Source organism: Paenibacillus segetis (assembly GCF_014639155.1).
Lineage (GTDB): Bacteria > Bacillota > Bacilli > Paenibacillales > Paenibacillaceae > Fontibacillus > Fontibacillus segetis.
Genome location: NZ_BMFT01000001.1, coordinates 191,177 through 204,265, shown reverse-complemented (window position 1 = coordinate 204,265; position 13,089 = coordinate 191,177). Strand labels below are relative to the sequence as shown.

11 protein-coding genes are annotated in these 13,089 nt (G+C 40.3%); 4 read left to right on the top strand and 7 right to left on the bottom strand.

What is annotated here, in order from left to right; genetic code table 11:
* Positions 1 to 18: 18 nt before the first annotated feature.
* Both IEW05_RS00905 and IEW05_RS00900 read right to left on the bottom strand, forming a co-directional pair.
* A complete protein-coding gene (locus IEW05_RS00905; protein ID WP_188540640.1) occupies positions 19 to 672 on the bottom strand; it encodes a M48 family metallopeptidase in 654 nt (217 codons plus the stop codon).
* Positions 673 to 748: 76 nt separating this feature from the next.
* Entirely contained in the window at positions 749 to 1,501 is a 753-nt protein-coding gene (locus IEW05_RS00900; protein WP_188534919.1) for a MerR family transcriptional regulator, read from the bottom strand.
* Between the two features lie 147 nt (positions 1,502 to 1,648).
* On the opposite strand from IEW05_RS00900, the gene IEW05_RS00895 reads away from it, so the two are divergent.
* Positions 1,649 to 2,875: an MFS transporter gene (locus IEW05_RS00895; protein ID WP_188534917.1), complete on the top strand. Its 1,227-nt coding sequence runs from the start codon at positions 1,649 to 1,651 to the stop codon at positions 2,873 to 2,875.
* Here the strand turns inward: IEW05_RS00895 and IEW05_RS00890 are convergent.
* From IEW05_RS00890 to IEW05_RS00870, 5 genes are all read right to left on the bottom strand, one after another.
* Positions 2,859 to 3,932 (bottom strand): alpha/beta fold hydrolase, encoded by a 1,074-nt coding sequence (locus tag IEW05_RS00890; protein WP_188534915.1) that lies wholly within the window; start codon positions 3,930 to 3,932, stop codon positions 2,859 to 2,861. The two genes, IEW05_RS00895 and IEW05_RS00890, sit on opposite strands and share 17 nt — an antisense overlap.
* A gap of 8 nt (positions 3,933 to 3,940) precedes the next feature.
* A complete protein-coding gene (locus IEW05_RS00885; RefSeq protein WP_188534913.1) occupies positions 3,941 to 4,534 on the bottom strand; it encodes a TetR/AcrR family transcriptional regulator in 594 nt (197 codons plus the stop codon).
* A gap of 178 nt (positions 4,535 to 4,712) precedes the next feature.
* Positions 4,713 to 5,924, bottom strand: coding sequence for a GGDEF domain-containing protein (locus tag IEW05_RS00880; RefSeq protein ID WP_229753210.1), 1,212 nt, complete (start codon positions 5,922 to 5,924; stop codon positions 4,713 to 4,715).
* Between the two features lie 222 nt (positions 5,925 to 6,146).
* Positions 6,147 to 6,506 carry an iron chaperone gene (locus IEW05_RS00875; RefSeq protein ID WP_188534911.1) on the bottom strand — a complete coding sequence of 120 codons (360 nt, stop codon included), beginning with the start codon at positions 6,504 to 6,506 and terminating at the stop codon, positions 6,147 to 6,149.
* A gap of 35 nt (positions 6,507 to 6,541) precedes the next feature.
* On the bottom strand, positions 6,542 to 7,504 hold the full coding sequence (locus tag IEW05_RS00870; RefSeq protein WP_188534910.1) for a M23 family metallopeptidase: 963 nt from the start codon (positions 7,502 to 7,504) through the stop codon (positions 6,542 to 6,544).
* A 284-nt stretch (positions 7,505 to 7,788) separates the two neighbouring features.
* On the opposite strand from IEW05_RS00870, the gene IEW05_RS00865 reads away from it, so the two are divergent.
* The 3 genes from IEW05_RS00865 (at position 7,789) to IEW05_RS00855 (ending at position 12,942) form a co-directional block, all read left to right on the top strand.
* Positions 7,789 to 9,564 carry an ABC transporter ATP-binding protein gene (locus IEW05_RS00865; RefSeq protein WP_188534908.1) on the top strand — a complete coding sequence of 592 codons (1,776 nt, stop codon included), beginning with the start codon at positions 7,789 to 7,791 and terminating at the stop codon, positions 9,562 to 9,564.
* Positions 9,551 to 11,332 (top strand): ABC transporter ATP-binding protein, encoded by a 1,782-nt coding sequence (locus IEW05_RS00860; RefSeq protein WP_188534906.1) that lies wholly within the window; start codon positions 9,551 to 9,553, stop codon positions 11,330 to 11,332. Before IEW05_RS00865 ends, IEW05_RS00860 begins: the two co-directional genes overlap by 14 nt.
* A 203-nt stretch (positions 11,333 to 11,535) precedes the next feature.
* Positions 11,536 to 12,942, top strand: a complete 1,407-nt coding sequence (locus tag IEW05_RS00855) for a tetratricopeptide repeat-containing diguanylate cyclase (protein WP_188534904.1) — start codon at positions 11,536 to 11,538, stop codon at positions 12,940 to 12,942.
* Positions 12,943 to 13,089 lie beyond the last annotated feature (147 nt).

The following is a 13,089-nucleotide window of genomic DNA, read 5'->3' as shown; positions in this document are numbered from 1 at the left end:
TTCAAATGTCCACTTGTTTTAAAACGTCATAGCACGCCCATACCTTGCTAAATATGCTTCTTTCTCTTTATAATCCGGCATCATACTACCGACTAGTCTCCAAAATGATCGATCATGATTCATATGATGCAAATGACAAAGTTCATGAATGATTACATAATCAATAACTTCAATGGGAGCCATAGCTAAACGATAATTAAAGGTTAGTTTTTTATCCGAGCTACAACTTCCCCACTTGGTTCTGGACTCTACGATATCAAAAGATTTGGGCTTTACTCTAAGCGCTGTTTGATACTGAGTAATTCGTTCGCCTATGACCTTCTTGCAGCTTGAGAAATAAAATTTCTTGAGTTTTATTTTCAGTTCTTCTTCATTCAAATCCCCAAGTTCTATTAACTCATGCAGGGAATACTCCTTCCCAAGATACAGGAATTTCCCCTCGTCTTGATACTCTCTTGGCTGAGGAATTTCTCTTGCCTTCGCAATCATTTGCAGCTTCTCTAAGATCAATTTTCCATGTCGCTCTACAGCATTGTTAATCATCTCTTCACTTGTGCCCTTTGGAACTTTAACAGTGATGATACCAAAGCCATCGATATGCAAGGAGATCTTCTTGCGCTTCCCATATTGGACATTAAATTCTATTCTTTGATTTTCAAATTCAATATGCATATACACCATCGTCTCTCGCAAAGTTTCTCGAGACCCCATTTTATCATGATTTCACATGAGCACTACAATGAATTCATTATTTATTTTCTATTGCGAATGCTTCCGCAGCTGCGGATAGGTAATAAGCCAATCCGGTCTGCTGACCTTCAAGCATACTGAGATGGAAGTCGTCACTTAGGAAAAATTTATTTTGCGCCGCAAAATCCACAGCGGATATCGAATGTCCGTGCTCGTTTAAAAAGATAAGATGATCACGAATCAAGTTTACGATTTTCTCGTTGTCGTGCCTCAATCCTGCTCGTAAAGAGTTTGCCATTTCATTCATGAAGGCAACGGCTTCTGCTGCTTGTTCATTGATGTCCTGCACATCTGCTTGTTGAACCTCAAAAGAGTTAATATCATAGGTTTCTTTCAAATATTGATTTTGCCCCTTCAGCGCTTCGTTCCAATCTTTGTCGGATTCAAATCCTTTGAACATATCCTTGTTATCCATTGTTTCACCCTTCTCAGTACAAGCAATAGATTTCCCTAGTGTTTGAATAATCGTTTCCAATCTTTGTTTGCGAATAATCAGAAGTTCTTCTTGCTGCGAAAGGATCGCTAATCGCTCGGGCGCTCCTTCTAGTAGTTGTTTTATCTGCTCCAAGGAGAAATCCAATTCTCTATACAATAAAATCTGTTGCAAGCGTTCCAATTCTTTTGTCCCATATAACCTGTATCCCGCCTCACTAATTTCGCTCGGTAAGAGGAGACCTATTTTGTGATAATGATGAAGCGTTTTGATCGTTACATTGGATAAAGTGGACACTTCCTTTACCGTATATAGCATGTAGCATCATTCCTTTCCTTTACTCATCAATATAAAGGCTCCGCTAAGAGGAGAGTCAACATTTAGACTCAAAAATAATTGTTTTGACTCTCACCTTGGAGGAGGACTTATGATGGGTCCGAAATAAATACGAAGGAGAGGTCAAACATGTCAACTTCAATTCAGATGCTCAGAAACAGTTATGTACGAATCATTATTATTTCTAATTTATGGTCTCAATTGGGGATATGGATTCGAAATTTCGCCGTTCTGTTATATGTGATGGAAAAGACAAGAGGAGACGCTTTTGCTGTTTCCATGATTTCGGTCGCCGAATATGCACCTATTTTTATCTTTTCTTTCATCGGCGGGGTCTTCGCAGATCGATGGCGACCCAAAAGAACGATGATCTGGTGCGAGAGTCTAAGTGCATTATCGGTATTCGTCGTCTTCCTAGTGCTTAATACGGGGTCATGGGAGGCCGTTTTTTTTGCAACCTTATGCTCTTCGATCTTATCGCAATTTGCACAACCTTCCGGAATGAAATTATTTAAGAAGCATGTACGTGATGAAGACGCTCCATCCTGCATGTCTCTCTTACAAACCTTATTCTCCGTCTTTATGATCACAGGACCGGTTTTGGGTACGTTGGCATATCAACAATTAGGCATTGAGCTCTCGATGCTGTTCACAAGTGTATCTTTTCTGCTATCGGCTGTCGCCATGTTTTTCATTCCCGCCGATCCAAACGCTCAACAGCACAATTTGAACGTTCAAACACCCTCACTGTTTAATGAAATGATAGACGGTATTCGTTATGTCATCTCCAAAAAAGTGATATTATGGCTAAGCGTATGCTTCATGCTCGTAGGATTAGGTGTAGGGTTAATTTCACCTTTAGGCATTTTTATCATTACAGAGCAGCTAAACCTGCCTGTAGAGTATTTACAATGGATCACGATTCCTTATGGCTTGGGTGAAATTATTGGCGGGATTCTCACATTTACTCTGGCTGCAAAAATAGCACCGCAACGATTTCTCTTGTTAGGATTACTCGTCAATGGAGCCGGCCTCTTCTTAATAGGACTGTCTACCGAGCTATGGATCACAATGATCGCGCAATTCCTTATTGCTCTGCTGCAGCCCGCAATTTTTATCGGTAATAACGCCTTAGTCATGCAACATACCAAACAAGATTATATTGGCAGGGTCACAGGAATCCGTACACCTCTTATGACCGGAGCCATGCTGATCATGATGAGTTTTTCGGGTGTATTGAAAAATATGCTCTCATTAACCACTGTATATGAAATGGCAGGACTTTGTTTTCTTGCAGGAATTTTTATCATCTTTCCGGTTCGTAAAAGGGCTAACCCATCTAAATCATATCTATGATTTCAAAAAGGGCTTCATTGAACTTTTCCTTTTGGTCAAGCATAGTGACATGACCTGCATTTGGAATAGAATAAAATTGCTTGATTGGTGCTTCGATCGTAGAAAAATAATCTTGAGCAAGCGGATAAGGTGTCTGCCAGTCATCCTCACCATGAATATAAAATACAGGTGTTTCATATTGTCTACCGATTGCCGCTAAGTCAAAAGTTTGAATGAGATAGTTGTTAATCGCAGCCTGACCTGTTTCAACTACACCCGCGCTTAGTAAGTACCTTGTATCTCTTAACGTATAAAATGGGGAGCAAAATACGTTCCACACCAGCTCTGCTGTAGGACCAGCAGCTAGCTTATATTTCACTTGCAACTTGCGAAACTTTGCCATCTTATTTTTCATTTCATCATTATATATGGTACCCGGATATGGACCTAATGCAGTAAGCGCCTGATAATCCTTTTGGTTTCCTAATTCTTTTATGTACTCTAGAGCTCTTTCAAAACTAACATTCTCATTTCTGAACATATTAACGACCTGTCCAACTCCAATGTACCCTAACACCATATGTGGGTATTTCAGAGTGAACAGGCTTCCCAGTACAGAACCCCAGGAGTGTCCCATAATGATAATTTTGTCTTTACCGTATTTGGCTTTTAAGTGCTCCACTACCTCATATGTATCTTGTATTACTTGATCAATCGTTGTTGTTGGGGTGACTTGTTTTGGATCATTTTTATAATAGGTTTTCCCGCAGTTTCTCTGCTCCCAGTGTACAACAGTTACTTTATTCTCCCACGGCACCTGAAATTCCTGAGCAAACGGTAGCATAGGAGAACCCGGGCCACCATGCAAGAACAACAGCACTGGGTTTTGAACATCCTCCCCACGATGATGTAGATATTGCTGAATCCCCCCAATGGCTACAAATTCTCCATAGTCCACTCCATTGGCTGATGTAATTTTTATTTCTTTCGCGCGTTTCTTCTTCAGAATGTACAGTGTGGAAAAAAAACAAACCACGATAAGTACGAACACCGCCATAACACTCCATAAAATTTTCATATAACTCCTCAGTCCTCTATCCCTTGTGACATATAATCAGCAATTGAATCGACCATAATATTTAGTGCTTGTTCTTTGCTTTCTCCACCATAGGAGCTATCCTGCGAGGCAATAAACTGCAAACTATCCATCAAATAAGCAAGCACTTTGAAATCACAGTGAGATTCACGGATCCAAAAGGCGGCTAGTGTCTGGTTAAAATAATCATTTGCTTTCGCTTGTTCCCACTCCTCAACAGCACTTGGGAGCTTATGAAACAAATATTCCATATCGGATGGTTTCACGTACAATGCGAGACTGTCCGGTGCCAAGTAAATTTCCTTTAGCGCCCTTACGAGTCCTTCTTTGGCATTTCCCTTATCAAGCTGAACGGCTATTACCCTATCAAACGTTTTTTTCTCACTCTTTTTGATAACGGCATAGAGCAGTTCCTCTTTTGAATTGTAATAAGCATAAAAGGATCCCTTCGCTATATTGGTAGCACTCGTGATATCTTCCACAGTAACTCGTTTAACACCCTTTTGCTTAATTAGCTCGACTCCATTTATATACATGGCCTCTCTTATCATTTCTTTCTCATATTCACTTACAACTTTAGGCATCATATCTCCCCCTTTTATATTGACTGAAAATAAATAAATTGGTCATTATAAAAAATAATAGGTTTATTTATCCAATATGTCAATGGTGATTTAGCACCCATGCGTAATCACACAAAAGAAAAACCAAGTGAGATCAGGAATAACTCGCCTGGTATCTCACTTGGTTCTTCATTCGAATTTATTTACTCACACAATTTCTACCTTTTTTCTTCGCACGATAGAGGGCAGTATCCGCCGACTTCATCACGGTGTCTGGAGTCTTATACTTTTCACTTTTTTGGGAGACTCCGATACTTACGGTTATGTAAAGTTGTTTTGAAGATTTTGAGCGTTTGGATCTACTCTTTGAGTTCTTTTTAGATCGACCCTTCCCACGTAATGTGAAGGCCCTTTTCGATATTTTTTCTCTTAGTTCTTCCAGATGGGGAAGTGCTTCATTTATACTTTTGCCTGGGAATAGGATCGTGAATTCCTCTCCACCATAACGGAAGGATTTCCCGCCACCCGTAACATCTTTTATAGTGGAAGCAACCAGCTTTAGGACCTCATCCCCCGTATCATGGCCATGAGTATCATTAAATTTCTTGAAATGATCAATGTCCAGCATCGCAATCACATAATTCATGCCCAATTTCATCATATCTTGCTTGAGCGCCCGCCTAGATGGCAGACCTGTAAGTTCATCCGAAAATGCCATGGAATACGAATCCTGAATAATTGAAGTCATCAGAATAATGCCAGAAACCCCGAAGAATATCGCATATAGCACAGGGCTATTATGACTATGTAGCACATAAAACAGTGCAAAGAGTACACCTATAAAGGAAATATCCTGCGAGGATCTATTTGAAAACTGCCTAATGATAAGTATGACTAGTGCTGCCAAGAAAGCCAGGATGGATGCTTGAGATATAGGAGTTAATGAATGAAGATTCACAGGTAATAGGTCTTTATTCACCAAATCAAGACATTTTCTTTGTCCAGAACCCGTTATCCAATAGGCTAGTAGTACTTGAGAAAGTATAAAACCTATTCGAATAATTCCCCATAAACTTAAGAACCCCCGTTCTTTAAAAAAGGAAAATATCGCAATGTTTATAGGTATCACTAAACAAATGATCGAATAGATATCAGCAATTTGTACTGTCTTCCCTACGGACTCCGGCAAATATGAAATGGAAGCTAAACATAATGTAAGAATAATAAGAATGAAAAACTCCCGGCTACGATTAAATTTCCAAGAGATCACAGCTCCTACGAGGAATATGGCATAAGGAGAAAGTTCTATAATATCTAATTGCGGCTTGGACATCGTGCTTGTCTTAGTAAATAATATATAGGCCAGAGCTATTAAAACAAAGGGTAATAAGAGTAATAAAACAGTCTTCATTATAGTCTTCAAGTTATGTAATTCCCTTCGTGCGTTTGTCATCTCCAATAATATTATCGGTTATGATAAGTCACTAGCTTATACTTCATGTTGAGGCTCACACAAAAAACTTACATAACAAATCAACAGAAATAGTCCCCATCTTGGATGAGGACTATCTGTTTTTCTGCTGCAACAAGACATATTGACGGTTACTCATATAACTCTACATCTTACCTCAATTTATTTCTTCTTTTTCTTTTTCTCTTCAGCTCGTTTCATATTCTCGGCAACTCTGAATTTAACGATTTTACTTATTAATTCATAAGGTAGTGGCTCTCCTATAGAAAACTGTACTGACCCTTTTGCTCCTTTATAACCCGATAGTTCCTCTTGAAAAGCATCAATACCACTGGGCGTCGGATAAAATCCTATATGATTCTTATACGCAGCAAAATGCACCAAATTTCCATGCCATGCAAAAGTGGGCATTTGATAACTCATCTTTTCCTCTGCCTCTGGTGCCGATTCTTTAATAACTTTTCTTAACTGCTCAAGTATTGCCTGAACCTCAGGAGGAAATTGTGATATATATTCATCCATTGACTCATACCAACCTTTCTAAGCCTTTTTTCGTATCAAACTTTAATAACTTTATTTTTGACGGGATAATATGAATTATTGAAGACAATCGGAATGCTCTCTCCTTGCCAGTACTGGCCATCTTCACATTCTGAAACCTGCATATGCAAATGAGGTCTGGGTGTTAATCCGGCATTCCCAATGATCCCTAATAGTTGCCCCGGTTTGACTCGATCCCCTGGTTTGACAGCTATAGTCCCCTTAGCTAAATGCCCCATAACGATATAATAATGATCTAATTTTAATGTCACACAATTTCCTACATTATAAGGATACTTCCTACTAAAAGGAATATTATCTTCTATTTCATCAACGACGTTAATTACATTAGCTTCACACGGACTATATACCTCTTCATGAAATATTTCATAATCTTTATTTTCTTTAGTAAGAACACTAGTTACAGTGCATCCTATTTTATTCATCTTAGCGATGTCCGTTGCAAACCTCATCGATGTATTGGATTTACCACTCTTATGTACTTGTGCTTTTGAATGATAATTAAGTAATGAACTTATATTCCCATCACCGCCGTCAGTAACAATGTACCTACCATTTTTAAATGGAAAAGATAGATTAATATGTTTCGATGGTTTCTTGGAAGCTCGGATAATTGCTATATTCAAATACAATAAAATGAAGGAAACAATTAAAACCACTACGTCAATTCCCACATTCCAGTCAGACATACTTTGCAAGCTTCTGTCTATAAAAAAAAGATTTCTAATCGCTATGACTAAAAAAATCAAAACATACGCATATCTCAAATAGTAGTTTGTAAACTCCCAATACGCTGCTCTAAATAAGATAAAGATAAAGTTGGCTGCAAAAAAAACATAAATCAGATTATCAATTATAGTATTCTTTCCACCTAAATATAACCCGAGCAAAATTAAAATAGGTAGGATTATAAATAATACAATTGTCGTCATAAATGCCTGAGCCCTACTTAAATACATGAATTGATCACTCCATTTATTTCAAAATTTATCTTTTTTATACTCTACACTATGACATAAATCTTGGAATTATGATAGGAGAAGTTCTTTGGTAAAGGCTCTATTATTAGAGTCTCTGATATGCAGAATTTTCTATTATAGTCCCGATAACTTTTTGTTATAAAAAATAGGAACGACATGGGTTCACATTGCTCATATAAGTGGTATAATCACTTTAATTTGTTGAATGGGGAGCAAATTTTTTTCAACAAGAGTGTAATAACAAACAGAAATCAGGTGATCAGATGTTCGAACTAAAATGGCTATGGCAGAACCTATTGGGAGATAGGACGCGGTATATTCTAGCGCTTTGCCTCTCCGTGGTGGGCTCCGCGCTCATGATTGTTAATCCGTACATAGGTCAACGCATTGTTGATACGTTCATAGCCAACGACAACGCGGTTCAAAATTTAACACAGGAGCGGGGATTGCTAATTACGCTCTGCTTGGCCATGATCGGCTTTTCCCTACTACGTACGGGGCTTGCCTATGTAACAACGATGCAGTACGAGCGTTCTTCCCAGAATACGCTCTATCGCGTCCGCATTTTTCTGTACAACAAGATTCAAGGTCAAGATATGCATTATTACGACCATAACCGCACCGGGGACCTCATGACCAAGATGACAGGCGATCTGGATATGGTGCGGCACTCCATGGCATGGATTATCAAGACGATTATCGAATCGCTCGCGATCTTCATTGCCGCAGTTATCTACTTTTTCACTATCGATGCTGTGTTGACGTTATGGTTGCTGATTTTGTCACCACCCATTTTTATTGTGGCTTATATCTTTGCCAAAAAAGTTCGTCCTATGTATACCGATCTTCGTGAGCGGTTGTCACAGCTTAACACGACAACGCAGGAGAACATCGCGGGTAACCGGGTTGTTAAGGCTTTTGCACGCGAGGAATACGAGGTCGAGAAGTTCACTGAGAAGAATATTAGCTTTTCTAAGGCAAATAAGACAGCCGCACTCGTATGGCTCGATTATTTTCCTTACCTGGAAACCTTCGCGCAAGCCTTCAATGTGATCCTAATGCTGGTAGGCGGTCTGTTTGTCATGAACGGCCGGATCACCTTTGGTGAGTACGCTGCCTTCTCTTCGTTGATCTGGGCCATTTCCAACCCAATGCGTAACATCGGTATTATTATCAACGATATTCAGCGGTTTTTTGCCAGCTTAACAAAGATCGTTGAAGTTTATTACGCACGTCCAAGTATCGTCAACGAGCATAATCCCGTGGACAAACGCCGGTATGAAGGCCGGATAGAGTTTGACCATATCAGCTTCAAATACGATGGAGTGACGGTTCTGCATGATGTCAGTTTTAAAGTGGAACCTGGTGAAACCGTCGCCATTATGGGTTCGACAGGTGCGGGCAAAACAACGCTTGTCAACCTGATCCCACGATTCTATGATGTGTCGCAAGGGCGAGTGTTGGTCGATGGCACCGACGTACGTAACCTAGAGCTCGACGAGCTCCGTGGTAACATTGGCATTGCAACTCAAGATGTTCTGCTCTTCTCAGATACCATTGATGGAAACATCGCCTTTGGCAACCCTGAGCTTCCTGAAGAAGAAACGAAAGAATATGCTCGGCAAGCCGCCGCACATGACTTTATCATGAAAATGCCTGAAGGATATGACACGATTGTAGGGGAACGCGGTGTCGGCCTATCCGGTGGACAAAAACAACGTATTGCGCTTGCTCGTGCCTTGGCAGTTCATTGTCCGATCCTGATTCTGGACGACACGACCTCTGCCGTCGATCTGGAAACCGAAGAGCATATTCAGAAAAGTCTACGCGAGCTAGATTATCCTTGCACGAAGCTCATTATTGCTCAGCGTGTATCCACTACTGCGGAGGCTGACCGTATCCTCATCCTAGAAGACGGCCGCCTCATTGAAGAAGGAACCCATGCTGAGTTGCTAGCTAAACGGGGTTACTACTACGAAGTATTTAAGCTACAGAATGAGGGTATTGGAAGGCAGGTGACCGATCATGGCAAGGAATAAATTCGACATCGATGAAGATCTGGAGTCGCCATTTGATATCAGGCACTTTCGGCGAGCGTTAGTCTACATCAAGAGTCAGAAAAAACCCATGATTGTTGCATTTGTGTTGAGTGCATTGTCAGCAGCTATTGCGCTGTCGGCTCCACTCATCATGCAGCACGTTGTCGACGTGACGATCCCAACAAAGGCGGTCCTCCCACTGGTGGGATGGTCAGCGCTTATGTTGGTGACAATTGTAGTCAGTGTCTATTTAGCAACGATCCGTTCGCGTATCATGACGAGTGTCGGGCAAGACATTATTTTTGAGATCCGAACGGATCTGTTCAAGCATTTACAAGAGCTCCCGTTCAAATATTATGATGACCGTCCACAAGGTAAAATTCTCATCCGGGTCGTCAACTATGTCAACTCGGTATCGGATGTGTTATCCAACGGTATTATTAACTTCATTCTTGAAATCGTGAATTTGATCTTTATTGCTGCATTTATGTTTGCCGTAGATGTTCGGCTCTCGCTCGTTATTCTGGCAGGACTACCGGTCTTCCTCGCCATCATGTTGATGATCAAGACCAAGCAGCGCCGGGCATGGCAGGCAGTCTCCAATAAGAGTTCCAATATGAACGCTTATTTGCAAGAAAGTATTAGCGGCATCCGTGTGACGCAAATCTTCTCCCGGGAACAACGTAATGAGGGCATCTTTACTCGCCTATCTAACAATTACCGGACAGAATGGATGCGCGCCTTACGGTATAACGCCTTAATCCCGTTTAGCGTTGATAACTTGGCTACCATTGTCTCAACATCAATTTATCTGGTAGGGCTGCTTGCCCTTAACCCGAAGGATGTAACCTTTGGTGTCATTCTCGCAATGGGAGCCTATGCTGCCCGATTCTGGCAGCCGATTCTGAACCTATCGAATCTATACAATAGCTTCATTAACGCCGTAGCATATCTCGAGCGTATCTTCGAAACACTCGATGAACCTGTAACCGTCAGCGATGTACCGAATGCGAAGCAACTACCGCCTATCCGTGGTAATGTGTCCTTCGACAAGGTTACCTTTGCCTATGACCCAGGTAACAACATTCTCGAGAATCTTACCTTCGATATTAAGGAGGGAGAAAGCATCGCCCTTGTGGGACCGACGGGTGCAGGTAAAACAACCATTGTTAACCTGATCTCGCGCTTCTACAACATTACGGATGGTACAATCTCCATTGATGGACATGACATCTCACAGGTGACGCTGAAATCACTACGTAGCCAAATGGGTATTATGCTCCAGGATAGCTTTATTTTCTCAGGCACGATTCTTGAAAATATTCGTTACGGCCGTCTTGATGCGACAGAAGAAGAAATCATCGCTGCGGCGAAGACCGTATGTGCCGACGATTTCATCCGTGAATTCGAACAAGGCTACCTGACGGAGGTCAACGAGCGTGGTTCGAAGCTGTCACAAGGACAACGTCAGCTGATCTCGTTCGCACGGACACTCTTGGCCGACCCACGAGTTCTTATCCTTGACGAAGCTACCTCGTCGATTGACGCCAAGACCGAGCGACTGCTTCAGCAGGGCCTGAACGAACTGCTTAAGGGACGGACCTCTTTCATTATTGCGCACCGGTTATCTACCGTCAAAAACTGTGACCGCATCATGTATGTCTCCGATAAAGGTATTGCGGAGTGCGGCTCGCACGACGAGCTAATGGCTCTACAAGGCCTATACTACCGGTTATATTCGGCACAGAAGATGGAGATAGAAGCTTAAGTTATTTAGTACAACTGACTAATAAATATTATAAAAGCACTGTCCTTTGAGACAGTGCTTTTATTTACCCAGAGTAAACCCTAATATAAGAAACACAGGTAAATCAGGTTTATAGTGTAAAAGGTAAACTTTAATATTATAATGATAAAATTACACCTCATCAAATGATGTCTTCTTTATTTACTAGGACTAGGAGTGGCACTATGACAGAAGATTTGATGCTTTTACAGGAAAAAGTAACATTGCTTAGATCTGAAGGGAAATACAAGGAGACCATCGAGGCTTGTCAACATCTTCTTGAATGGGGCATGGCAGCAAATGATCATAAATCCGTATTAGTTGCACATCTTCATAAAATTGCTTCTTATTATTGTATTGGCGATATTGAAGAGGCCTTCAACAATATTGGTACTTATATTGAACTTTGTAGTATATACGGTGACGAATTAGATAAGTTGAATTTAAACAATATTTTGTTTTTACTTTATGAATTTAATAAAGATTTCAACAAGGCCAAGGCGACACTCGAAGTAAGTATTGCTTTAGGAAAAAAACTGAATAAATATATCATTATCAGTAATGGATATAGCAATTACAGTCATATATACTGTGCAGAAGAAAACTATGAGGACGCTTTAAAAATGGCTAAAGAAGGACTTGATACCGCTAAATTACTGGAACCTGCAAGTCCAATCTTAGAACTAAGAGTGAAATTAAACATGGCTAAAGCATATATCGGGCTTGAGAATTTCGAAGCTTCCAAGTCACTGATTGATGAAATGATTAACGATCCTATTCTAGATTCATTTATAAGAGAAAAATCCAATTGCTATGATCTACAAGGAAATTGGTACTCCAAACAAACCTTATATAGAGAAGCATTCGAATCTTATACAGTGGCTAAAAATCTTGTGGAGAGCTACAATGACGTCTATTTGTTAAAAGCAATTCAAGCCGAAAGATGCAAATTATGTGACCTCATGAATGATGTCCAGCTTGGATATTTAGTTCAAAAAGAATACATAGCAATTCTGAACCAAATTAGTAATAGAGAGCTTGAGCTTGTTGCTCTAAGACTAAATATAAAGCACAGCATAACGGACATTGAGAAAAAGGCTAATACCGACTATCTGACAGGTCTATTTAATCGGAAATATATTGAGTACACAGCAAATCAATGGTTAGAACAAGCATCTATAACAAACGACAATATAGTATGTATTGCTTTTGATATCGATAATTTCAAATCTATTAATGATACCTATGGTCACCTATTTGGTGATGAAGTCATCCAACACGTGAGTAAATCTTTTTCTAAAAAATTCGGAGAACATGATTTAGTCGGTCGCTATGGTGGAGATGAATTTATTATTATTTTGAAAAACATATCGCTTTCAGATGGAAAAATTAAAGCCGAACAAATAGAAGAATCCTTTAAATCCATTGAAATGATGAAGAACGGTCTCTCCATTTCTATAACAGCCAGTATTGGAGTTTCGGATAACTCAGGTGGATCTGTAGTCACCTTTACAGACTTATTTCAAAAGGCTGATGTAGAACTTTATAAAGCAAAATTACTTGGAAAGAATCAGATTAGTTGCGGGAGTTAGAGCTTGGCAGTCCTCTTAATTTCCGAGATTAATGGTGGTATTGGACGTTCCCAACATGCCCTCACGAACTCGTACTACCAAGCGCACAAAAGCCGCCGTTCCCATATCGGGGACGGCGGCTTTTGTATTTACGTCCAATGATGATGA